The sequence below is a fragment of the Klebsiella africana genome (assembly GCF_020526085.1).
Taxonomy (GTDB): Bacteria; Pseudomonadota; Gammaproteobacteria; order Enterobacterales; family Enterobacteriaceae; genus Klebsiella; species Klebsiella africana.
This window is the reverse complement of the sequence record NZ_CP084874.1, coordinates 3871183-3894496: the sequence shown is the minus strand read 5'-3', so window position 1 is coordinate 3894496 and position 23314 is coordinate 3871183. Positions and strand designations below refer to the sequence as shown.

Genomic DNA, 23314 nt, shown 5'->3' with positions numbered 1-23314 from the left:
TGTTTGATAGTAAAGTGTATTGATGCCTGTGTTATGTAGGCCGGGCAAGGCGTCGCCGCCGCCCGGCATAAAGACTGGTACAGCGCCTGATCGCGGTTGCCACGCAACCACTCAGCGACAGTCGTCGACGGCGACAAACTGGCCGTGCTGCAGGGACTGAACCGCCGCTTCGGCAATGGCCTGCGCCTGCAGGCCGTCCAGCAGGCCGGGCAGGTCGGCCACGGTTTCACCATTCAGGGTGCGAATAAAGGCGTCGAGATGCTGGTAATAAGATCCTTGTACCCGGCTGAACCAGTCCGGCCACAGGCCCGGCTCTATGCGCTGATTGCCGCGCCACAGGGTAGGGCCCGCCGGCGACTGGCTACCGGATTCCAGCGCGCCTTCGGCGCCCAGCAGCGTGATCCGTTCATCGTACCCGTGGCCGGTGCGGCGGGTGTTGTCCAGCTGCGCCAGCGCGCCGCCGCGCATCTGCATCATCAGGATGGAGGTGTCGACATCGCCAAATTCGGCGATGTCCGGCAGGGCCAGCGCCGCGCCCATCGCCGCCACGGTGTGCACTTCATCGCCAGTGAGAAAGCGCAGAAGATCGAAGAAGTGGATCGCCTGATCGCGCATCTGGCCGCCGGAGCTGCGCAGATAGTCGAGCGGCGGCATGCTGGAGGCGCGGCAGACCATCTGCACCAGCTCAACCCGGCCGATCAGCCCTTGCTCCAGCTGGCGGCGGAGCTGCTGATGGCTGCTGTCGAAGCGCCGGTTAAAGCCGACAGTCACCGGCACGTTCAGGGGGAGCACCCGCTCCACCACCTCACGGGCGCGCGCCAGGGAGAGGTCGATCGGTTTTTCGCAATAGACCGCCTTGCCCGCCCTGGCGGCGGCTTCCAGCAGTTCGGCATGCGACGGGGTTGAACTGGCGATCAGCACCGCGTCGATGGCGTCGCTATGGATCGCCTCGCTCACGGTCACCGCCCGGGCGCCATAGCGGGCGGCCAGCGCCTGGGCGCGCTCCGGGGCGGCATCGGCCACCATCGTCAGCGCACTTCCTTCATGGCGGGCAAGACTGGCGGCATGAACCTGACCGATAAAACCACTGCCTACCAGGGCAAAACGTTTGCAGATCATTTTTTTCTCCAGAATGGCGAGGGGACGCTGCCACCATAATCGGTTTGCTAAACTCACTGACACTGCCGTTTTGATGGATTTCCATCATGAAGAGAGGGGCGATGAAAAACATTTCACTGGCGATGCTGGCCAGACAGATTGGCGTCGGCGTGGCCACCGTTGACCGGGTGTTGAACGAGCGCGGCGGCGTATCGCCGCAGACCACGCGCAAAGTGCTGCAGGCGGCGCGCGAGGCGGGCCTGAAGCGGATCCTGCCGGAGGAGCACCGCTTTCCCTGGCAGGTTGAGGTCTTTCTCAGCAGCAATGACTCGTTCTTCTTTCCGCAGCTGGCGCAGGATTTTGCCGCCGTGGCGGATAGCCTCGGCTATCGCCGTCTGACCCTACACCGCACCTTTGTCCCGGAGTCGCAGCCAACGACGCTGGCCCGGCGCATTGTGCGCAGCTGCCAGCAGCGTCAGGGGATCATCGTCTTCGGCAATGACCATCCCGCGGTGCACGACGCGCTGCGCCGCTGCCGGGAGGCGGGCGTCCCGGCGATCACCCTGGCGACGGACCTGCCCGGGGCCGACCGGCTATGCCACGTGGGGATCAATCAGCTGCAGGCTGGCCGTACGGCGGGGTTAATGCTGGGGAGAATGACGCCGCGGCCCGGCGAGGTGTTGATGGTCAGCGGCCGGCAAGATTACAGCGCGCATCGCCTGCGCATTCAGGGGTTTCGCGAGGTGTTGAGCCAGCGCTTTCCCCACCTGCAGCTCAGCGACGTGCTGGCGGGTGAGGAGCGGCGGGAGCAGATCACCCGCCTCGTGGAGCAAGCCCTGTGCCGCAGCCGGAATATTGTTGGGATCTATAACACCGGGCTTGGCAATACCCAGATTGCCGAAGCGCTGGCCCGCCACCGCCGCGAAGGCGACGTCTGCTGGATCACCCATGAGCGTTACAACACCACCCGGCAGCAGCTGGCGAAGGGCAGCCTGGCGTTAACGCTCGATCAGAACACCCGCCAGCACGCCCAGCTGGCGATCGACCTGATGCTGCGCCATCTGGAGTCCGGCTACCAGCCGCAAACCTATGCCGACGGTAAAGTCGACTTTATCCTCTACAGCGCCGAAAACGTGGACTAAGGCGTGCGGCGCCTCCCTTCCTGACAACACCGATTCCCCTGGCGGGTAAATACCAACCCGCCGGAAGCGATCGCGTCAAAGCGTTGTCTGCCTCTCATTTTTCGCTCATTTATGCGGCAATGTTAGATGTCTGTCAAAATTCTGTTACTGCATAGTTTTAAAATTTTCATTTCAGTTATTTACTTATAAAAGTTTCAAATGTCTTGTTAATGAAATAAATGGTCTGGAATTCACGGTGTGGCATAAATGGACTGATGTTTCAAAAAAGTGATGATAAAACAGCCATTATTTGTGATTCCGATCACGACGAAATGCGGAAAACCCCGCAGCGCCGTCGCCGTCACAACAGACATTTGCCGCAACGTAACTGAAATTAATTTTTCATTTTGTTTCATTCACCGGCGTACCTACAAAATCAAGGATCAACTATGAATATTAAGAAAACGATTGTTGCCTCTTTGTTAGCCTGCATGCTGCCTGCGGTGGTTATGGCAAAAGACGTCTCCATTGGCGTCTCAATGGCGCTGTTTGACGATAACTTCCTGACGATCCTGCGGACTTCGATGCAAAAAGAGATGAAAAAAGATGGCGTTAAATCGCAGATCGAGGACGCGAAAGGGGATGTCTCCCAGCAGCTGCAGCAGGTGCAGAACTTTATCGGTCAGGGGGTGGACGCCATTATCGTCAACCCGGTGGATACCAACGCGGTGAAACCAATCATGGATCAGGCCACCAAAGCCGGGATCCCGCTGGTGTTTGTTAACCGCCGTCCGCAGGCGGAGCTGACCGACAAGATGGCCTATGTGGGGTCGGATTCCATTCTCGCTGGCCGTCTGCAGATGGAAGCGCTGGCGAAAGCGATGAACGGTAAGGGCAATGTGGCGATCCTGCTCGGCGACCTGGCGAATGAGTCCACCCGCGATCGTACCAAAGGGGTGGAAGAGGTGGTGGCGAAATACCCGAACATCAAAATCGTCCAGAAGCAGACCGCGAAATTTACCCGCAATGACGCCGTGGACGTGGTCAGCAACTGGATGACCAGCGGTGAGGATATCCAGGCCATCGCCTCCAACAACGATGAAATGGCGATCGGCGCCCTGCAGGCTCTGGGCAAAAACCCGAACCATATTCTCATCGCTGGCGTGGATGGCACCCCGGATGCCCTGCAGATGCTGAAGAGCGGCAAGATGATCGCCACCATCTTCCAGGATGCGAAAGGCCAGGGTGAAGGCGCAGTCGACGCGGCCATCAAGCTGGCGAACGGCGAGAAAGTGGAAAAAATCATCGATGTGCCGTATCAGCTGATCACCAAAGATAACATGGCTGAATTTACCAACCGTAATCAAAAATAGTCCTGGCCAACCTGTGGTACGGAGGTGGATGTATGAACGCTTTTGCACTTGAAGCCGAAGGTATCAGTAAGTTCTTCCCCGGCGTGAAGGCGCTCGATAATGTCTCATTGCGCGTGCGTCCGGGAACGGTGCATGCCCTGATGGGCGAGAACGGCGCTGGTAAATCCACGCTGATGAAGTGCCTGATCGGTATCTATCGCCCCGATAAAGGGTCGATTCGCGTGAAAGGGGAGCCGGTGGAGTTTACCGACACCATGGATGCGCTGCGCTCCGGGATCTCGATGATCCACCAGGAGCTCAATCTGGTGCCGCATATGACGGTGGCGGAGAACATCTGGCTGGGGCGCGAGCCGATGAAATACGGCTTTGTCGACCACGGCCAACTGACCCGCCAGACCCAGGCGCTGCTGGATAAACTCAATATCCGCTTAACCGCCGACCGGCTGGTGGGCGACCTGAGCATCGCCGCCCAGCAGATGGTGGAGATTGCCAAAGCGGTCTCGTGGAACGCGGATATCGTGATCATGGATGAGCCCACCTCGGCGCTGACCGAAGGCGAGGTGGCTCACCTGTTCACCATCATCCGCGACCTGCGCGCCCAGGGTAAAGCGATCATCTATATCAGCCACAAAATGGATGAGATCTTTGCCATTACCGATGAGATCAGCGTCTTTCGCGATGGCACCTGGGTGGGGAGCAAAAACACCACCGAATTTACCCGCCAGTCGCTGATCACCCAGATGGTGGGCCGCGAATTAACCCAGCTGTTTCCGAAATTTAATAACACCATCGGCGAAGAGGTGCTGACGGTGCGCAACCTGACGCGTCAGGGCGTGTTTCATGACGTCAGCTTTAGCGTGCGTCGCGGCGAAATTCTGGGCGTGGCCGGGCTGGTGGGCGCCGGGCGCAGCGAGGTGATGGAAAGCCTGTTCGGTATGGAACGCTTCGACAGCGGCGAAGTGCTGATCGACGGGGCGCCGGTGACCATCGATTCCCCCTCCGTGGCGATTGAAAAGGGGATGGCGTTATTAACCGAAGACCGTAAAAAGTCGGGCCTGTTTCTGGTGCTGTCGGTGCTGGAAAATATGAGTATCGTCAAAATGCCGGAATATATCGGCAAGAGCGGTTTTGTCCAGCACGTGAAAATGGCCGAAGACTGCATGGAGCAAATACGCCGGCTCAATATTAAAACGCCGACGATGGATCAAATTATTAATAACCTCAGCGGGGGGAATCAGCAAAAAGTCCTGATTGCGCGCTGGCTGTTAGCGCAACCGAAAATCTTAATTCTCGATGAGCCGACCCGCGGGATCGACGTCGGGGCGAAGGCGGAGATTTATCATCTGATCAGTGAACTGGCGAATCGGGGGGTGGCGGTGATTATGGTCTCCTCTGAGCTGCCGGAAATCCTTGGCATGAGCGATCGGGTCATGGTGATGCATGAAGGTCGTATCACCGGCATCCTGGAAAAAGACGAAGCCGACCAGGAAACCATTTTGTCGTTGGCATCCCATTGAGGCACAGAGAATGAGTAATATGAAATTAACGGCGGCTCCGGCCAGCGAGGGTTCCTCCTTCTTCGCTAATTTGCGGCACAAAATGCCGAAAGATACCGGCATCTTTGTGGTGATGCTGGTGATTGCCCTGACCTTTGAAATCGCCGGCTGGTATGTTCGCGACCAGTCGTTCCTGCTCAATACCAACCGGCTGGTGCTGATTGTGCTGCAGGTGGCGATTATCGGCATCATCGCCGTCGGCGTCACCCAGGTGATCATCACCACCGGGATTGACCTCTCCTCCGGCTCGGTTATCGCCCTTGCGGCGGTGGTGGCGGCGAGCCTGGCGCAAACCTCCGACAGCCTGTCGCCGATGTTCCCGGCGCTGGTCAACCTGCCGGCAGTGATCCCGATTTGCGCGGGGATCGGCGTCGGCCTGCTGTGCGGGCTGACCAACGGTTTTCTGGTGACGCGGACCGGTATTCCACCGTTTATCGCCACCCTCGGGATGATGGTCTCGGCGCGCGGTCTGGCGCAGTATTACACCCAGGGCAACCCGATCAGCTTCCTCTCCGACAGCTTTACGGCGATAGGCCAGGGGGCGATGCCGGTGATTATCTTCTTCGTGATCGCCGCCGTGTTTCACATTGCGCTGAAGCATACCCGGTATGGCAAATATGTGTATGCCATCGGCGGCAACATGACCTCGGCCAAAGTGTCCGGCATCAACGTGAATAAATATCTGGTGATCGTCTACACCATCGCCGGGGCGCTCTCCGGGCTGGCGGGGGTGGTGCTGGCGGCGCGCGTCAGCAGCGGCCAGTCGAGCATGGGGATGTCCTATGAACTGGACGCGATTGCCGCCGCGGTGATCGGCGGCAGCAGCCTGATGGGCGGGGTGGGGCGCATTACCGGCACCCTGATTGGCGCGATGATCCTTGGCCTGATCAAAAGCGGCTTTACCTTTGTCGGCGTCGATGCCTACGTGCAGGATATTATTAAAGGCATCATTATCGTCGCGGCGGTGACTATCGACATGCGCCGCAACCGGAAAAAACACTAATCTTATCAACGGGCGGTAACGGCGAAGGATGTCGTTGCCGCCCGTCCTGTCCAGAAATAAACAAAATACTCCCCGCCAGGCTCCGCCTGTCTGTTTTGCCCGCGCTGCGCATCCTGTACAGTTTTGCCACTTCCGTTGTCCATTCGTCAGGGGCCCATGCGTGGCTTCTTGTTTCTGGAGTCGTATGAATACACCATCCGTCGTCAAATCCTCGCCGCGCTGGCGACCGGCAAGCAGGGGCATTATCGTCACACTGATCGCCGGCCTGGCGATCCTGGCGCTCGGTCGGGGCGTGAATTTGCCGGCCAGAGAGGTTTACCGTGAGATGCAGACCCGCCAGCTGGAGGAGGATGCACAGTGGGTGGCGCAACGCCTTGAACGCCGGATGAACACCCCGGCGCCGCAGCGGGAGGCCGTCTGGCCGTTGGCGGTGATGCGCGCCGAACTTCATACCCTGGCCCGGGAGCGGCATTATCAGCTGCTGCTGGTGAATGGCGACGGGCATCTGCTGGCGGCATCGCACGCGCTGCCGGCCAGCGTACTGGCCCAGGTGCAGGTGCAGTTCCCCAGGGAGATGCAGCCTCCGCTGTTCGGCAGCCACTACCAGACCATTCAGCCATTCGCCCCGCATCAGCGGATGTTAAGCCGGGCGCTAAACGGCAACGCGGGGCTGGCGGGCTGGAATCTGGTGATGCTGGCGCCGGATGGCGGATTGCCCTCGTTGCTGGTAGCTTACCGCTGGCCGGTAACGATCGGCCTGGGCATGCTGTTTGCCGGCGCGCTGCTGGCGCTGAAACAGGCGGCGCGCCGGCAAAAACGCTAATTGCCAACCGCGCCGTCAGGGATGGCGAATCTGCAGGGTGGCGGGCAGGTAGCGCTGGAGCGGCTCGGGGGCCTGACCGTCGATCAGCTGGCTGAGCAGATCGTAGCAGTGCCAGGCCAGCTGGCGATTATCCTGCTGCACGGTATCAATGCGCAGGGAAAGCGAATCATACAGATAGTGATCGTCGAAGCTGGCAAGATGAATATCGGAGCCCAGCAGATGGTGCTGGCTCATATAGCGCAGCACCCCTTCGAGCAGCCCGCAGGCCGCAGTAAACAGGGCCTTCGGCGGACGTCCCAGCCGCGCGCAGAGCGCCGCGAACATCTCATACCCGGAGCTGGGGTGGTAGTTGCCGTTGATCACCCACTCAGGGCGCAGCGTGATCCCCGCCTGGGCCAGGCCCTGGGTGAACCCCGCCAGCCGGTCGCGCGACGGCGACAGCCGCGGCTGGCCGCCGAGGAACCAGAACTCGTCCGCATGCTGAGGCGCGATACGGGAGATCAGCTCGGCGGTTGGCGTCACCGAGTCGGTCATCACCAGCGGCAGGGCGCTGTCGCTGGGGGAGCGGTCAAACAGCACCACCGGCAGCTGTTCGCTGAGCTTCAGGTAGTCGGCATCGCTGTGCATACAAGAGGCGACAATCAGGCCGTCGACCTGGCGGGCGATCATGTTATTGACCACCACGCTCTCCTGGCCGGGGTTTTCGTCGGTGCAGGAGATAAGCAGCTGCACGCCGGCTTCCCGGCAGAGCGTCTCAAGCTCATGGGAGAAAACGGCAAACCCGTAGTTGGTGATCTCCGGCACCACCAGGCCAATGGTATGGCTGCGGTTATCGCGCAGCGAGCGCGCGTGAATGCTCGGCTGATAGTGCTGTTCGCGGGCGATCGCCAGCACGCGCTCGCGCGTCTCTTGCGCCACGCGCAGCTCTTTACCACGACCGTTGAGCACCAGACTGGCGGTCGCTTTGGAGACGCCCGCCAGTTCGGCGATATCTTTGATAGTTACGCGTTTGGTTTTCATCACCACTCAGGAGCCTGAAAGCAAAACGCTTATACTACCATGCATGGCCGCAGCAGCCAGCGGCAGAATGCCACCGGCGTCGCACCGCTGAAGATTAACTGCCCCGGATAACCCGGGAAGAAGCGGCTGCTCATTACCCCTTCGCCATCGTTGATGAAAATCTCCACGCTGGAGCGGTCGATAAAGATCCGCAGGCGCCGCGCGTCGCCGCGCCAGTAGCGGTGATGCATCTCGGCCGTCTGCAGCCCTCGGCGCGACAGGCGTAAGCCGTCGCGGTTGACGGTAAGCTGCAGGGCGCCGGCAAAGTCCAGCCCCAGCGTGCTGTCGGGGGCGATGTCAAAGGCCAGCTCCATCGGGGCGAGGGGCAGGCTCTGCCCGCGCCAGCCCTGGGCTTCCCCGCGCAGGGCGGCCAGCTCGCGCAGCGGGCGCTGATACAGGGTGCCCGCCTGCCACTCCAGCTCGCGCACGCAGGTCATTTGGTGGATCCAGCCCTGCGCGCGGGTGGGCTGATGCATCTCTTCCCCGTCCGGGACGCCCATCCAGCCGACCAGCAGGCGGCGGCCATCTTCGGCCTGCATGGTCTGCGGCGCGTAGAACTCAAATCCGCTGTCCAGCTCGTGCAGCGGGCCGTGGTCGAAGGTGCCGCGTTCGGCGTCGAAGCGGCCTGCCATCCATACCGCCGGGTAGGTGTTGAGAAAACGCTGCGCTTCGCGGGTCAGCCCCTGCGGGCAGCAGATCAGCAGGTGGGTGTCCGCCAGCGGAAAGAGATCCGGGCACTCCCACATATAGCCGCCGTTCGCCAGACCGTTCACGCCATGTCCGGCGATCTCGCCCACCAGGCGCCACTCCCGCAGATCGCTGGCGGTAAACAGCAGCACTTTACCGCGCTGTTGTACATCCTGCGCGCCGAGGACCATGTACCAGCGCCCGTCCTGCTGCCACACTTTAGGGTCGCGTACATGGCCGGTGTAACCGTCAGGGAGCGGCAGCACCGGCCCCAGCTTGCGGAAGGTGCCATCGGCATTCTCTGTCGCCAGGCACTGCCAGGCGGTGCGCCCGCCGTCGGGGAATTTCACGTTGCCGGTGTAGCACAGGGTCAGGGCGCCCTCGAACTCGACCGCGCTGCCGGAGTAGCAGCCGTTGCGGTCATACTCTTCGTCCGGCATCAGGGCGATAGGTTCATGCCGCCAGTGCAGCAGATCGGCTGAACTCCAGTGTCCCCAGCACTTATAGGTATGGTCGCAGGCGAGCGGGTTCCACTGATAAAACAGGTGGTAACGCCCGGCGACCTGGCAAAAGCCGTTGGGATCGTTCAGCAGTCCGCTGACCGGCGCCAGATGCCATTGCGGATAATGGCTGTCGGCCAGCGCCTGCGGCTGGCCCTGCATAACGGCCTGCAGGATCGCAGGCAGGCGTGACGGTAATGACATTATTCAGCGTCCGTTTTGTATTTCAGCGTCAGAGAAAGCATGAAGGCCACGGCGAAGGCGATCGCCATACCGATAATGTAGTTCAGCAGCGAGCTGGCCTGTACGATGGCCATCCCCGGGATCGCCGTCAGGCCCACCGCGGTCATATAGACATGCATCGACACCACCCAGGCGCCGCCGGCGGCACCGCCCACCAGCGCGGCGATGAACGGCTTCACAAAGCGCAGGTTAATGCCGAAGATTGCCGCTTCCGTGATCCCCAGCATCGCCGAAAACGCCGAGGGCAGGGTGATGGCTTTGATTTTGGCATCTTTGGTTTTAAACCACACCGCAAAGCAGGCGCCACCCTGAGCGACGTTGGCCATCGCCCAGATCGGCAGCAGGAAGTTGACGCCAATCGATGGGTTGCCCAGCAGACCCGCCTCGATAGCATGGAAGCTGTGATGGATGCCGGTAATGACGATCACCGAGTAGAGGCCGCCGAACAGCAGGCCCGCCAGCCAGCCGGCGTGGCTGATAAGCGTGCTGAGGATAAACGAAATGCCGTCGCCGAGCGCGCGACCGGCCGGGCCGATCAGCAGCAGGGCGATAAAGCCGGAGATAATCACCGTCAGGAACGGGGTGAGGATCAGGTCCAGCGCGTCAGGGATCACGCGGCGCAGCCGCTTCTCGACCAGGCTCATAAACCACACCGCCAGCAGCACCGGGAAGACGGTGCCCTGGTAGCCGATCATCGCCACTTCGATGCCGAAGAAATTCATGGTGTGGAAGCCGGCGGCGACGCCCCAGGCGTTGGTCAGCGCCGGGTGGGTGAGGATCCCGCCGAGGGTCGCGCCCAGATAGGGGTTACCGCCAAATTCGCGGGCGGCGGTGAAGCCGATCAGGATCGGCAGAATGATAAACGCCGCCGAGCTGCACATATCCAGCATGATATAGATAGCGTTGCTCGGGTCGACCCAGCCGTAGGTTTTGACCATCCCCAGCAGCCCCATCAGCAGGCCGGAGGCGACGATGGCGGGAATAATCGGCACGAAGATGTTGGACAGCAGGCGGGCGATGCGCTGGAAAGGGTTCAGCTTTTTCGCCGCCAGGTCGGCGGCTTCGGATTTGCTCGATTCGCTGATGCCTGCGGCCTGGATAAAGGCGGCATAGACTTTATTGACCACCCCGGTGCCGAAGATGATCTGCATCTGACCGGCATTGCGAAAGCAGCCTTTCACCCCGTCGATTTTGCCAATCGCCTGCTGGTCGGCGAGCGCGTCGTCGACCAGCACCAGCCGCAGGCGGGTGGCGCAGTGCGCGGCGCTGGCGATATTTTCCTTGCCGCCCAGCAGGGGAAGCAGTGAGCGGGAAATTTGTTCAAAATCCATAGTACCCTCTGAATGCATGATGATATGGCGTGGGCGGTGCCGGCCGTGGCAGGCACCGCGAACCTTATATTTATGTGTTACTTACCCTGTTGCCCCGGTTGCCGTCAGAACCAGGTCTCCATTTGCATACCGAACGACCATTCGCCGCCCGATTTGAACCCGTTGCTGCCTAATGCATCATCGTTGGCGTAGTTATCCAGTTTTTTGCTCCAGTCCATCCACGATGTATAGAAGCGGATCTCCGGCCGCGAGAAGAAGTCGCCGATGCTGCCCACCTTGAAGGTCGGGGCGAAGGTCAGCTTGTAGAAGCTGCCGTTCACCGCATGGCGATCGTTGTAGCCTTCAGGCTGCAGATCCATGTACTGATAGCTACCCTCCCAGGCGAGAGCGAAGTTCTGCGTCACTTCCTGAATCAGACGCAGGTTGAGAGTGGCCCACTGATAGCTATCGCCTTCGACATAGCGATCTTTACTGCTCTGCGCCAGCACGGCCGGGGCAATAAACCAGCGATCGCTCAGCGGCGTGGTGCCATAGCTGGCGAAGCGCCAGGTATTGGCCCCCGGGCGCAGCGCGCCGTCGGAGCCGATGCCTTTAACCTCAGCGCCCAGCCCGTGGCCGTACAGCAGGGCCGTTTTGCTGGTCCCGTCGCGCAGGCCATAGAAGCTCTCATTGTGCAGGCCCAGCAGGGCATGAACCCCAGTGTTAGCGGCATCGCCTTTCACCAGGTTGCCGTTCGCGTCCTGGCGGTCGTCATTATCTTTCGCCCGCATCCCGCTGACCATCATCTGCACCGGGCCGGCAAAGTTATTCATGCTGACGATATAGTTCTGCACGCTGTTACTGCTGTCAGCGATATCGCCAAAGTTGCGCCCGTATAACGAGAAGTTGCTGCGCAGACTGTCGTTCCATTTCACGTCGTAGATCCCGCCGCCGGTCCCGGCGAGGAACACCACATCCGAGTCAATCCAGTGGATGTCGAAGTTGTCACGGTCAAAGCGTTTCCCAGCCCACAGGGTCGAGCCTTTGAACGGGCCTTCGAAGGTGGGCAGGTTGCCCAGCTCGACAAACGCCTGGCGCACGTTCAGGTCGCTGCTGCTTGCCGTCCAGTCGTTATAGGTGGTCTGCCCGTCGGCCACCATCACTTTGAAACGGGTGGTTGCCCCGTTGTCCAGCGTCTGCTTATGTTCGAGGTTCATTTCCACATAGGTGTCGGCCTGGTTACCCAAACGACCAATGGCGCCACCGGTCTCCCCGGCGGGAGTCATATAGGCGCCGGATTTGGTGCTGGCGGCGGAGTCGTTCATGATCACCCCGGAGCGGGCATAGCCGTGGAACTCAAAGCCGCTGGGCCGTTCGGCTTTTTCTTCCAGTTGAGTGGTGCGCCTGGCCACCTGCTGGGTGGTGGCCTGGGTTTGCTGCTGCTGCTGGGTTAACTGCTGAACTTTCTGCTCCGCCGAGGCGGCACGGCTTTCGGCAGTGCTGGCGCGGGTCTCGGCATCCTGCAGGCGTTTTTCCAGGGCGGCGAGACGCGCTTCAATGCTGTTCAGGTCTGTCTGCCCATGGGCGGCGGCGGTGCCGGTTAGCAAAGCAATAAGAATGGCTAACTTCCGTTTTTTATACATGTTGGTGACATCCAAAGGTAAATCAGTGAGTGTGCTAATGTTTGCTAAACCGGTTTAGTTGATATGGTAAACATGTCGGTTACGCGGTGAAAATAAAAATTGCTAAACCGGTTTAAGAATTGTGATATCGCCAGCAAAGTGGGCCGTTAGCCGGCCCAACGGGATCACAGCGCGCGCTGAAGATCGTCCCTGTAGGGCAGGGCGGTCATGGCGCCTTTGGCGGTGGTGGCCAGCGCGCCGCAGGTTTGCGCCAGCGTAAGGTCGGGAGCCAGCGCGGCGAGGTTGTCAGGGATACCGTGAGCGGCGAGGCCGGCGAGCAGCCCGGCGACAAAGGCATCGCCGGCGCCAGTGGTATCAACGGCCACCACCGGGCGAGCGGGGAAGTGGCTAACCTGGCCGCGCAGGGCGGCCTGGACCCCCGCTTTGCCCTGGGTCACCAGCAGCAGCGTCGGCTGGAAGCGGGCATTCAGCCGGGCGATGCCGCTGACGATGTCGTCGCTGCCGCTGACAAAGGCCAGCTCCTCTTCCGAGAGTTTTATGGCGTCGGCGAGGGCCAGCGCCCGGTCGAGACAGTCGCGCAGCTCCTGCGGATCCTGCCACAGGTCGCTGCGAATATTGGGGTCGAAGCTGACATAGCCCCCGACGCGCTTTATCGCCTCCATCGCCGCGAATGCCGTGCTGCGACTCGGCTCGGCGCTGAGGGCGATAGAGCAGACGTGCAGCCACTGGCCGGCGGCAAACGGCGGGAGATCCTCGGGCTGAAGGAACAGGTCGGCGCTCGGGCGGACCATAAAGGTAAAGGTGCGCTCCCCGTGCTGATCGAGATCGACCACCACCGTGGAAGTGCGCTGCGCCGCATCGAGGCGCATATAGTTCACATCTACCTGCTCCTGCGCCAGGGTGTGACGCATAAAGCGCCCGAAGGGATCGTCGCCGACGCGGCCGATAAACCCGCTGTCGCCGCCGAGCCGTGCCACGCCGACCGCGACGTTGGCCGGCGCGCCGCCGGGGCATTGCAGCAGGCGACCCTCTCCATCAGGCAGGAGGTCGACGACCGCATCGCCGAGTACCCAGATTTTTCCATTCATACGACAAACTCCTCTAAGCTAAACTTTGTTAAACCGGTTTAGCTCATTAAAGCACAGCCTGGTGGTAAGCGGAACGATCGGGTCACGAAACAGGGAGGCGAGGGTAAAAAATGTGAGCCAGGCGGAATATTTCGCCACTCCAGATCTGGACTTTTCCTTCCCCACCCGCTTAGGTATAGTTCAACAGGTCGCGGTTAGCCCCGCCGCGGTGGCCAACGGTAAAGGAGTGCGTAGCGCGATGAACCCCGGTTTTGGCGATATTTACGATCGGTACCAGAAGCTGACGTTGACCACGCATCTGCCGGCGGTGATCGCCTGCAGTGAAACATTGAATCTGAGCAAAGACCAGCGCTTTATTCCGCAGCCGGGCTATCTCTATTTTCTGCTGCAGGGGCAAATGACGCTGGCCTTCGGCGATGAGCAGAACCTGATCGGCATTGTTATTGCGCATATGCCGTTAGGATTACTGGAACATTATTGTCCGTCGGTGGCGCTCTATTATCAGTGTCTGGGCGAGTGCCAGCTGGCGAAAATAACCGTCAGCGACTTTGAGCGAATATTTTTTCAGTCGTCCCCGGCCTATATGCAAGAGCTGACCACGATCCTGGCCTACATGGGTATATTTGCCCTTGATGCCCACTATGAACGCGGCAGCCAGACCAGCTTTCAGACCATTAAATCGATGCTGTCGCGCTATTTATATCGTGGCGAAATTGATGGGGGTCAGCATGAGAGCCTGTCGGCATTTATTATTAAACGAACCAATCTTTCGCGCAGCTATGTGTACCAGGTGCTGGCCGCCCTGCGCGAGGGGGGATATATCACGGTGAAAAAAGGCAAGCTGATCTCCATCGACCGTCATATTCCTGAGAAATTCTGAACCCGATTCGGCAGATTCACGCCATCACGTTGCTATCACCGCCAGGGAAAAGCGCTAAGCGCGCGTTTTCCCCGGCCCCGTTACGCCTGAATCTGGCCGTTTTATTTAGTTAACCTTTCACTCTGGAGTTATTTTATGACCCTGGATTATGTTGCGTTGGCCATTCTAATCGCTGTGGCCTTAATACTTTTTTATGGCGTCATTGTTATTCACGATATTCCTTATGAAATTGCCAAAGAGCGGCGCCATCCTCATCAGGATGCGATTCATTATGCCGGCTGGGTCAGCTTATTTACCCTCCACGCCCTGTGGCCTTTGTTATGGATCTGGGCAACGCTGTGGCGCGAAGATCGCGGGTGGGGAATGCGCCATATTGCCGACGATCAGCAAGCGCTGCATCAGCGTCTGGAAACGGTGGCCCAGCAGCTGGAACAGGTCCAGCGCGAGGTCGACGCCCTGAAAGCGAAGGAGGCAAAATAATGGAAACGTTAATGTTGCTCACCTACGCTGCGCTATGCATCGTGGTGTTTAAAGTCTTCCGCATTCCGCTCAATAAGTGGACCGTACCGACGGCGGTGCTCGGCGGTATCGCCCTGATTGGCGCAGTGATCTTCGGGATGAACTACAACTTCCCTTATACCGATGTCGGTAATCAGGTGTTTCGCACCGTGCCGATTGTGTCGCAGGTGCGCGGCCGGGTGCAGAGCGTACCGGTGAAGCCTAACCAGATGCTGCATAAGGGCGATGTGCTGTTTACCCTCGACCCGACGCCGTTCCAGGCGAAAGTAGACGATCTGCAGGCGCAGATAAAAGCGGCCAGTCAGGATGCGCTCTCCTTAAACGCGGCGTTAAGCCAGGCGCAGGCCGAGCTGAGCCGTGCGGTGGCCCAGCGCGACCAGTCGCGGCGGGAGTATGCTCGCTATCGGGCGGGCCACGCCCAGGGCGCCTTCTCCGATCAAATGGTTGATACCCGTCTGCAGACGTGGAAAGCCGATGAAGCCAGCGTCAGCGCCGCTCAGGCGAAGGTGGTACAGGCGCGCAACGCGCTGGACTCGGTAGTGAAGGGCAAAAATACCACCGTGGCCTCCCTGCTGGCGCAGCTGCAAAAGGCGCAGTTTCAGTTGGAGAACACCGTTGTCCGCGCCCCGGAAGACGGCTACGTCAGCACCGTCGGCTTACGGCCGGGTACGATGTCCACTGCGCTGGGGATGATCCCGCTGATGACCTTTGTACCGGTGGAGGGTGCCGCCTCGCGGGAGTACGTCGCGGCATTTCGCCAGAACGCCCTGCAGCGTTTGCACAAAGGCGAGCCTGCGGAACTGATGTTCCCGGCCATCCCGGGCACCGTCTTTCGCGGAGAAGTGGCCGACGTGCTGCCGGCGATTGGCGAGAGTCAGTTCCAGGGGCAGGGCAAACTGCTGACCACAGACGCGCTCAATACCCATGGCCGGGCGCTGGTGGTGCTGAAGGTGACCGATCCGCGTTTTGCCGAATACGCTCTACCGCAGGGGGCCACCCTCGAGGCGGCGGTCTACTCGGATCACCTGAAAGAGCTGTCGCTGATCCGGAAGATCCTGATCCGCATGAAAAGCTGGGAAAACTACCTCTATCTCGATCACTAAGCCGGCGGACGCGGGGAGGACGAACCATCCCCGCGCCGCGCTCAGGCCTCGCTGTCTACCAGCCCGTCAATAATTACCTGCCGCACCCCCTGCGAACAGGGTTCAATACGCCCGCGCACGCCATAGACGGCCGCCAGGGTCTCGGGGGTGATGACCGCGGCCGGGGTGCCGTCGCCGAGCAGCTGGCCCGCCTTGAGCATCAGCACGTGGTCAGCGTGACGCAGGGCTATATTGATGTCGTGCACCACCACCAGGGTCACGATGTTGCGCCGCCGGGTCTCCCTACGCACCAGATCCATCACGTGAAACTGGTAGTTGAGGTCAAGGGCGCTGAGCGGTTCGTCGAGTAGCAGCAGGCGCGGCTGGCGGATCAGCGACTGAGCGAGCCCCACCAGCTGCTTTTGTCCGCCAGAGAGCTGATCGAGGTAGCTCATCGCCAGGTGGGCAATCCCCAGCTGTCGCAGCAGCGCCATCACCTCCTCCTGGTGCTGCGGACTGTGGCGTCCTCCGGCGGCGCGCTGGGCCACGATAATCGACTCCAGCACATGCAGATGCACGCCGGCAGGCAGCGTCTGTGGAAGATAGACCACCTGCTCCGCGCGACGTGAGAACGGCTGCGTCAGCAGATTTTCCCCCTCCAGCAGCAGCTCGCCACGGCAGGGGCCCAGACCCGCCATCGCCCGCATTAACGTCGATTTACCGCTGCCGTTTGGCCCCAGCAGCGCGGTGATTTTTCCCCGCGGCAGATGGGGAACCGTCAGGTTCTCGATCACCTTGCGTCTGGGGTAGCCAGCGCTGAAGTGAGACAGCGACAGCCCGGATAACGTCTGGTCGCTCATACCTGCCCCCGGTGACGTAAAATAATGCTCAAAAAGAACGGGACCCCGACCAGGGAAGTGACGATCCCCACCGGAATAATGGCCCCCGGGATCAGGTTCTTCGAGGCGATGGAGGCCAGGGAGAGCACCAGAGCGCCGATTAGCGCGCTGGCGGGCAGATAAAAGCGATGGTCTTCGCCGAAGAGCATCCGCGCAATATGCGGCGCCACCAGGCCGATAAAGCCGATTGGCCCGACAAAGGCCACCGAAAGCGCCGACAGAATGCTGATCCGCAGCAGCGTGGTCAGGCGCAGGCGGCGAACGTTAATGCCAAAGCTGACGGCCCGGTCCTCACCCAGCCGCAGGGCGGTCAGCTTCCATGCGCTGCGCAGCGACAGGGGCATCACCAGCGCCAGGGCGACCAGCAGGATGGCGACTTTGCTCCAGGAGGCGCGATCGATGCTGCCCATGGTCCAGAACACCAGCCCCTGCAGCGTGTCTTCGTTGGCGATGAACTGCAGCATCGAGACCAGGGCGTTAAAGGTAAAGACTAGCGCGATACCGAACAGAATGACGCCGGAGGTGGCAACCTGGGTCCAGCGGGTGATGCCGTCCAGCAGCAGGGCCGCCAGCAGGGCGAAGATAAAGGCGTTGGCCGAGATAAACCACTGGCCGGGAATACCGGGCAGACCAATACCCAGCACAATCGCCAGCGCGGCGCCAAACGCCGCAGCCGAGGAGACGCCGAGAGTAAACGGGCTGGCCAGCGGGTTATTGAGGATGGTCTGCATTTCGGCGCCGGCCAGTCCCAGCGCCAGACCGACGATAATCGCCATCACCGCATAGGGCAGGCGGATATCCCAGACGATGGCGCGCGTGCCCGGATCGGCGCTGGCCGGATCGGTTAACGTCTGCCACAGGCTCTGCAGCGGCAGACCGGCGGGGCCGAGCATAAAATCGAGCAGCAGCGACGCGACAATCAACAGCGCCAGCAGGAGCATCAGCAGCAGGCGGCGACGCACGATACGGCGATAGTCATCCATCACGCCAGAGGTCCCGGCGGGCAGCCCGTCGAGCACGGAGTCGGAGGTTAAACGCATGCCGGATTACTCGCTCTGCTGCCAGGAGAAGACGAACGGCTGGTCCGGCAGGTCGGTGAAATGACGCACAATATAATGGTAAGTCTCATCCGGGTTGAGATCGCCGAAGGCCTGCGGATAGATATCTTTCGCCAGGTATTCCATGCCGACAATATTCCACGGGTGGTTATAGAAGTGGTGATAGACGCCATAGGCCCGCTTTTCCCGTACCGCCGGGATCTGGCTGACCCCAGGTCGCGCCAGCAGCGTCTGTGCCTGGGCGTTCACCACCTCTGGCTTAACCTCATAGCCCAGGGGCAGCACCTGGCTGTTGCCGCGCTTCGAGCCGGTCATGATCCAGGCGTCGGGCTTCATGCTGATGATTTTCTCCAGCGAGACGAACCCGGAGGCGCCCGGCAGCAGCTGCGAACCGATATTGTTCGCTCCGACCGCCTCCACCAGTCCGCCCCAGCCGCTGTGGCCGTGGGTAAAGCAGCAGGCGTCGCTGTTGCCGGCCAGCGCTTCCACGAAGACGTTGGCCTTCGGCGTGATGGCCGCGGTTTTCTGGCGAATCGTCTGCAGCTGCTGACGATAGTAATCGGTAAAGGCTTTGGCCTGGCTCTCGCGGTTAAGGACTTTGCCCAGCAGATCGATGCTGGGGGCGGTATCTTTCGCCGGGTTGATCTCATAGTCGACAAACAGCACCGGAACGTGCAGGGCGCTGAGCTTGTCGATGACGCCGCTCTCCATCAGTGCGGGCCTGGCGCGCAGCTGGGCGATCATCAGATCCGGCTGGCGGGCGATGACGCTTTCAAGATCGACGTTGCCCTTGTCGCTGAAGCCCATGTCAAGGATCGTGGCCGACTGCGGCCACGTCGTTTTCAGCATCTGCCAGGTGGCAACGTCCTGCTTTTTCGCCAGATTATTCCATGCCACCAGCCGTTTAAACGGATTGTCCCGGTCCAGCAGGGCGAGGGTCATAATGTCGCGGCCATCCTGCAGAATAATACGTTGCGGCTCTTTGGCGAGGGTGACCTGCCGGCCGTCAAGGTCGGTGACCGTCAGGGGATATTGGGTCGCATAGCTGAGGAAGGGCGTCGCGATCAGCGCAGTAAGCAACAGCGATCTTACTGATTTTCTTGCCATAAAAGGAGTTCCGTTTGCTAATTTATAAATATAATGATTCTGAGAATTATTCTCGAACAAACATCAACGGCAAGTATATCAAGGGCAAATTTCATAAAATGTAACAAACATGTTGGAAATTATGTGAACGCCGACAGGGCGCGCACGGCGGCAGCATTTTCTACCATGGCTGGAGATCGAAGACGTTTTTCAGGCTAATTCCTAATGTCATCCCCGGTTCGTTGTGCCATCCTGAATGCGACTCATAACACGACACGTGAGAGAGGATATTATGAAAAAAGCAATGATTGCGTTATCGGCTATTCTGGTTGCGGCTCCGGTTTTTGCTGCGACAACACATGCAACAGATGATACCGTCGCGGCGGCGAACGCTAACGCCAACACCGCCAAAGAGAAGCTGCATCAGGCCCAGCATGAGGGTGAAGAGCAGCAGCTGAAGGCGAAACACGCCGCCGAAGGCAAGCAGGACAGCGTCGGCAGCCAGGTGAGCGAGGGCGCGCAGAAAACCTGGAACAAGACCAAAGAAGGCACCGAGAAGGGATGGGATAAGACCAAAGAGGTCAGTGAAAAAGGCTGGAACGCCACCAAATCCGGTGCGGAAAAGGGCTGGGATAAAACCAAAACCGGCGCCGAAGAGTTAAAAAATAAAGCGACTGAATAAGTCCTTTTACCTGTCTGAATAAAGGTCGCGAAAGCGGCCTTTTTTATTGCACCTCCATCAGCACAACCACTTGCTGACAGCGGATGCCAGGAATCGTCCTGGTTAACCAGTTACTCACTCTTTCTTCACATTTGCCCGGTACAAAGGAGCTGAATCAGGAGGTGTACCATGAAAAAGATGATTTCTCTGGCAGTAATTTTATCCTGTGTGCTGAGCGTCCCGGCCTTTGCCGATGGCCCGAACGACGGGCATCGTCCGGGGCAGCCCACGGTGTGGCAGAACGGACCGGACCATGACAGGCATGCACCGCAGGGGGGACCTGACGCCCATCATCAGGGCGATCATGATCACCGTGCACCGGATCGCGATGGGCATGACGGGCACGATCAAGGGCGTCACGAGCAGGACCATTTCGCCTGGCGTGGCAACGATTTCCGTAAAGGCCATCCGGCCCCGGCGCCGTTCCGTGGCGATGAATATCGCGTCCGCGACTGGAGCGACCGCGGCCTGCCGCCCCCGCCGGAAGGCCATCACTGGTCCTATATCGACGGTAACTATGTGCTGATCGCTGCGGCGACCGGGATCATCACCTCGATTCTGGTGAGCGGCGCCCTCGGCCACTAAATGCGCTGCTCCGCGACGCCGGGTCAGGGAAAGCCTGATCCGGCGACGGCGCACTCGCGGAAAGCTATGGGTTCAGCGCATCATCCGGCCAGTATTTATAGCCATTGATCATTGCCTGGGCGGCCAGACCTTTTTCGGTCAGGTCGTAGACGTTGACCTTCGAGGGCAGCGAGGCGGTATCTGACGCCACGCCGCTGGTGGAGGCGGCGATCGGCGCGATGCCTTTGTCATCATATTTTGCCGCGGCGTTCGCATCGGCGCCAACCATGTATCCCTGGCGGATAAAGGTCTCCAGGGCCGCTTTATCATGGAAAACCAGCACCGTGCGCTGCTGCTTAATCCCCATCCCCAGGCCGGCGCCGCCCTGGGCCATTTTCATATAGGTGTCCTTTCCGGTGGCGTTATTCCGCACCACGCCGTAACCGCTGCCAAACCCGAACAGCAGGATCTTGCTGCTGTTATTGGCAAATACCGCATACCCTTTCGCATGCTGAATATCGCTACGGGCCTCAGGCTGCAGGGCGTAAAGTTTATTGAGGGTTTCGCTGCGCATCTTCTGGATGCTGGCCTGCTGCTGGCTGGCGGTATCGCCTTGCGCGCTGCAGCCCGCCAGCATGACGATGGCGGCGAGGAAAAGTGTCTGTAATTTCATACACGTTTATTTTATTTAAATCTGAATATGGCCGTGGATGGTAGGGTAAATAACGGTAAACTCTCTATAAAATAAACGTTTATTTTTAAATTTTGCTATTTTGTTTATTAATTACGCTGTAATGAGCAGATTATTAAATAAGATGAGTTCATTCCAGGTATTAGAAATGCTGCTTGCATAAACTTTTGACCGCGATACCGTGTTAAGTCCTTAATTTATTTCCCGGAGAGCGGCATGAGTGATTATGTAATTCCAGAAATTAAAGCGACGGAAGCGGAAATGATTTCTATCCGTCATTATTTACATGCCAATCCGGAATTAAGTCTGGAAGAGTTTAATACCAGCGAACTGGTCGCCAGCAAGCTGACGGAGTGGGGCTATCAGGTGACGCGCGGTCTCGGCAAGACCGGCGTGGTCGGCAGCCTGCGCAAAGGCGATTCTCCGCGCACCATCGGTTTACGCGCCGATATGGATGCCTTGCCGATCGAGGAAACCACCGGTTTACCCTGGGCCAGCACGGCGCCAGGGAAAATGCACGCCTGCGGCCATGACGGTCACACCACCATTCTGCTGGCGGCGGCAAAATATATCGCCTCGCCGGCCTGCCAGTTTAACGGCACGGTACATCTGATTTTCCAGCCGGCGGAAGAGGCTATCGGCGGCGCCGATTTAATGATTAAAGACGGGCTGTTCGAGCAGTTCCCCTGCGAACGCATCTTTGGCTTGCACAACATGCCAGGCCTGCCGGTAGGCAAGCTGGGCTTCTATGCCGGCAACTTTATGGCCTCGGCGGACACCGTCAAAATCACGATTACCGGCTACGGCGGCCACGGCGCCCACCCCGAGCGCACCGTCGACCCGATCGTCGCCGGTGCGGCGCTGGTGATGGCCCTGCAGAGCATTGTGGCGCGCAACGTGCCGCCGGGGGAAACGGCAGTGGTCAGCGTCGGCACCTTCCAGGCCGGTATCGCCTCCAACGTCATTCCGGAGAGCGCGGTGATGGAGCTCAGCGTGCGGGCAATGAAGCCGGAAATCCGCGACCTGCTGATCAAGCGTATTCACGAGCTCGCTGACTTTACCGCCAAAAGCTATGGCGCCAGCAGTGTAGTGGAGGTTTACGACTCCTATCCGGTATTAACCAACAGTCCTGAAGAGACCGATTTCGCCCGGGCGCTGGCACTGGAGGTGTTTGGCAGCGAAGGGGTCCTGGAGTCAGTCTCGCCGATGAACGCCAGCGAGGATTTCGCCTTTATGCTGCGCGAACGTCCGGGCAGCTACTTCCTGCTCGGCAATGGTGAGAAAGGGGAAAAGGGCGGTTGCATGGTGCATAACCCCGGCTACGACTTTAACGATGACATTATCACCACCGGCGCGACGCTGTTCGCCCGCCTGGTGGAAAAACACTGTCGCTAATCTCTGGAGAAGAACGCGAATGAAAAAATCACTGTTGCTATGGCTGGCATTAATGGCGTCGACGTCGGCGCTGGCCGAAGGAGCAAAGGAAATCCGCTTCGGCGTCGACCCGACTTTCGCGCCGTTTGAATGGAAAGATCCGCAGGGCAAGCTGGCGGGGTTTGATATTGATTTAGGCAACGCCATTTGCCAGCAGCTGCAGGCGAAATGCGTGTGGGTGGAAAGCAATTTCGACGGCATTATCCCGGCGCTGAAGGCGCGTAAATTCGACGCGATCCTTTCCGGGATGTACATGACCGAGAAGCGCAAAGCGCAGATTGCCTTTAGCGACAAGTTGTATAACGGACCGGTGTTCCTCGTGGCGCGTAAAAATACCCTGCAAGGCAATACGCCGGAACAGCTGAAGGGCAAAACCATCGGCGTGGAGCAGGGCTCGGCGCAGGAGACATATGTTAATCAGCACTGGCGGCCGCAGGGGATCAACATTGTGGCCTACCAGGGGGCCGATAGCGTGGTGCGTGACCTGGAGTCCGGGCGCATCGACGGCGCGGTGCTCTCCGGGATGATGGCCGACTACAGCTTCCTGCAGCAGCCGCAGGGTAAGGAATTCGCCTTTGTCGGCGGCCATCTGCAGGACGATACGCTGTTTGGCGCCGGGGCGGCGATAGGCTTGCGTAAAGACGATGAGGCGCTGCGTCAGGAAATAAACGGCGCGATTGCGAAGATTCTTGCCGACGGCACCTATAAAAAATTAGCCGGCAAATATTTTAGCTTTGATGTTTATTCCGGGACATAATGTCTGAGTGTACCTGCGGGCATGGAGCGCCCGCCGTATGATTCCTTTTCTGATTATCCATTCACCTCCTCTCCTGACCATTGTGGTTACCTGAGGGAAGCAGAATATAAGCTAAGGAG

21 protein-coding genes and 1 pseudogene are annotated in these 23314 nt (G+C 59.6%); 12 read left to right on the top strand and 10 right to left on the bottom strand.

The window, feature by feature from the left end; all coding sequences use genetic code 11:
• Nucleotides 1-111 precede the first annotated feature (111 nt).
• Nucleotides 112-1119, bottom strand: coding sequence for a Gfo/Idh/MocA family oxidoreductase (locus LGL98_RS18795; RefSeq protein ID WP_136033352.1), 1008 nt, complete (start codon nucleotides 1117-1119; stop codon nucleotides 112-114).
• Between the two features lie 101 nt (nucleotides 1120-1220).
• Here LGL98_RS18795 and LGL98_RS18790 point away from each other — a divergent pair, with 101 nt between their 5' ends.
• The 5 genes and pseudogenes from LGL98_RS18790 (at nucleotide 1221) to LGL98_RS18770 (ending at nucleotide 6945) form a co-directional block, all read left to right on the top strand.
• Nucleotides 1221-2240 carry a LacI family DNA-binding transcriptional regulator gene (locus tag LGL98_RS18790; protein WP_040187963.1) on the top strand — a complete coding sequence of 340 codons (1020 nt, stop codon included), beginning with the start codon at nucleotides 1221-1223 and terminating at the stop codon, nucleotides 2238-2240.
• 428 nt (nucleotides 2241-2668) lie between these two features.
• Nucleotides 2669-3592, top strand: a complete 924-nt coding sequence (locus LGL98_RS18785; protein WP_136033350.1) for a sugar ABC transporter substrate-binding protein — start codon at nucleotides 2669-2671, stop codon at nucleotides 3590-3592.
• A gap of 32 nt (nucleotides 3593-3624) precedes the next feature.
• Nucleotides 3625-5109: a sugar ABC transporter ATP-binding protein gene (locus LGL98_RS18780; RefSeq protein WP_004142660.1), complete on the top strand. Its 1485-nt coding sequence runs from the start codon at nucleotides 3625-3627 to the stop codon at nucleotides 5107-5109.
• 19 nt (nucleotides 5110-5128) lie between these two features.
• Complete coding sequence (locus LGL98_RS18775) at nucleotides 5129-6151, top strand: ABC transporter permease (protein ID WP_004152946.1); 1023 nt, start codon at nucleotides 5129-5131, stop codon at nucleotides 6149-6151.
• 184 nt (nucleotides 6152-6335) lie between these two features.
• Nucleotides 6336-6945 (top strand): annotated as a pseudogene (locus tag LGL98_RS18770) (hypothetical protein).
• Between the two features lie 44 nt (nucleotides 6946-6989).
• On the opposite strand, the gene LGL98_RS18765 reads toward LGL98_RS18770, so the two are convergent.
• From LGL98_RS18765 to cscK, 5 genes are all read right to left on the bottom strand, one after another.
• Nucleotides 6990-8000 (bottom strand): LacI family DNA-binding transcriptional regulator, encoded by a 1011-nt coding sequence (locus LGL98_RS18765; RefSeq protein WP_168435365.1) that lies wholly within the window; start codon nucleotides 7998-8000, stop codon nucleotides 6990-6992.
• Nucleotides 8001-8023: 23 nt separating this feature from the next.
• The gene (locus LGL98_RS18760; RefSeq protein WP_136033344.1) at nucleotides 8024-9424 is read right to left on the bottom strand and encodes a sucrose-6-phosphate hydrolase; all 1401 of its coding nucleotides are present in this window, start codon (nucleotides 9422-9424) and stop codon (nucleotides 8024-8026) included.
• Nucleotides 9424-10794 carry a sucrose-specific PTS transporter subunit IIBC gene (locus LGL98_RS18755; RefSeq protein ID WP_136033343.1) on the bottom strand — a complete coding sequence of 457 codons (1371 nt, stop codon included), beginning with the start codon at nucleotides 10792-10794 and terminating at the stop codon, nucleotides 9424-9426. The genes LGL98_RS18760 and LGL98_RS18755 overlap by 1 nt, the downstream gene beginning before the upstream one ends.
• Nucleotides 10795-10898: 104 nt before the next feature.
• Nucleotides 10899-12416, bottom strand: coding sequence for a carbohydrate porin (locus LGL98_RS18750; protein WP_136033341.1), 1518 nt, complete (start codon nucleotides 12414-12416; stop codon nucleotides 10899-10901).
• 164 nt (nucleotides 12417-12580) lie between these two features.
• A complete protein-coding gene (gene cscK, locus LGL98_RS18745; RefSeq protein ID WP_136033339.1) occupies nucleotides 12581-13504 on the bottom strand; it encodes a fructokinase in 924 nt (307 codons plus the stop codon).
• A 238-nt stretch (nucleotides 13505-13742) separates the two neighbouring features.
• On the opposite strand from cscK, the gene LGL98_RS18740 reads away from it, so the two are divergent.
• The 3 genes from LGL98_RS18740 to LGL98_RS18730 all read left to right on the top strand — a co-directional run bounded on the left by LGL98_RS18740 (nucleotide 13743) and on the right by LGL98_RS18730 (nucleotide 16006).
• On the top strand, nucleotides 13743-14384 hold the full coding sequence (locus tag LGL98_RS18740) for a Crp/Fnr family transcriptional regulator (protein ID WP_168435363.1): 642 nt from the start codon (nucleotides 13743-13745) through the stop codon (nucleotides 14382-14384).
• Between the two features lie 135 nt (nucleotides 14385-14519).
• Nucleotides 14520-14864, top strand: coding sequence for a DUF3302 domain-containing protein (locus LGL98_RS18735; protein ID WP_131025546.1), 345 nt, complete (start codon nucleotides 14520-14522; stop codon nucleotides 14862-14864).
• Nucleotides 14864-16006 carry an HlyD family secretion protein gene (locus LGL98_RS18730; protein ID WP_136033335.1) on the top strand — a complete coding sequence of 381 codons (1143 nt, stop codon included), beginning with the start codon at nucleotides 14864-14866 and terminating at the stop codon, nucleotides 16004-16006. Before LGL98_RS18735 ends, LGL98_RS18730 begins: the two co-directional genes overlap by 1 nt.
• Before the next feature lie 41 nt (nucleotides 16007-16047).
• Here LGL98_RS18730 and LGL98_RS18725 read toward each other — a convergent pair whose 3' ends face one another.
• The 3 genes from LGL98_RS18725 to LGL98_RS18715 are packed head-to-tail and all read right to left on the bottom strand — an operon-like array spanning nucleotide 16048 to nucleotide 19049.
• Entirely contained in the window at nucleotides 16048-16845 is a 798-nt protein-coding gene (locus LGL98_RS18725) for an ABC transporter ATP-binding protein (protein WP_021314466.1), read from the bottom strand.
• Entirely contained in the window at nucleotides 16842-17870 is a 1029-nt protein-coding gene (locus LGL98_RS18720; RefSeq protein WP_168435379.1) for a FecCD family ABC transporter permease, read from the bottom strand. Before LGL98_RS18720 ends, LGL98_RS18725 begins: the two co-directional genes overlap by 4 nt.
• A gap of 60 nt (nucleotides 17871-17930) precedes the next feature.
• Complete coding sequence (locus LGL98_RS18715; protein ID WP_136033331.1) at nucleotides 17931-19049, bottom strand: ABC transporter substrate-binding protein; 1119 nt, start codon at nucleotides 19047-19049, stop codon at nucleotides 17931-17933.
• Nucleotides 19050-19320: 271 nt separating this feature from the next.
• Here LGL98_RS18715 and LGL98_RS18710 point away from each other — a divergent pair, with 271 nt between their 5' ends.
• Both LGL98_RS18710 and LGL98_RS18705 read left to right on the top strand, forming a co-directional pair.
• Complete coding sequence (locus LGL98_RS18710) at nucleotides 19321-19710, top strand: KPN_00521 family repetitive protein (protein ID WP_136033326.1); 390 nt, start codon at nucleotides 19321-19323, stop codon at nucleotides 19708-19710.
• A 168-nt stretch (nucleotides 19711-19878) separates the two neighbouring features.
• Complete coding sequence (locus tag LGL98_RS18705) at nucleotides 19879-20334, top strand: RcnB family protein (protein WP_136033324.1); 456 nt, start codon at nucleotides 19879-19881, stop codon at nucleotides 20332-20334.
• A gap of 64 nt (nucleotides 20335-20398) precedes the next feature.
• Here the strand turns inward: LGL98_RS18705 and LGL98_RS18700 are convergent, their stop codons facing one another.
• The gene (locus LGL98_RS18700; protein ID WP_229588915.1) at nucleotides 20399-20680 is read right to left on the bottom strand and encodes a lipid-binding SYLF domain-containing protein; all 282 of its coding nucleotides are present in this window, start codon (nucleotides 20678-20680) and stop codon (nucleotides 20399-20401) included.
• A gap of 540 nt (nucleotides 20681-21220) precedes the next feature.
• Here LGL98_RS18700 and LGL98_RS18695 point away from each other — a divergent pair.
• Both LGL98_RS18695 and LGL98_RS18690 read left to right on the top strand, forming a co-directional pair.
• On the top strand, nucleotides 21221-22399 hold the full coding sequence (locus LGL98_RS18695; RefSeq protein WP_136033321.1) for a M20 aminoacylase family protein: 1179 nt from the start codon (nucleotides 21221-21223) through the stop codon (nucleotides 22397-22399).
• A 19-nt stretch (nucleotides 22400-22418) separates the two neighbouring features.
• Nucleotides 22419-23195: an ABC transporter substrate-binding protein gene (locus LGL98_RS18690; RefSeq protein WP_136033319.1), complete on the top strand. Its 777-nt coding sequence runs from the start codon at nucleotides 22419-22421 to the stop codon at nucleotides 23193-23195.
• Nucleotides 23196-23314 lie beyond the last annotated feature (119 nt).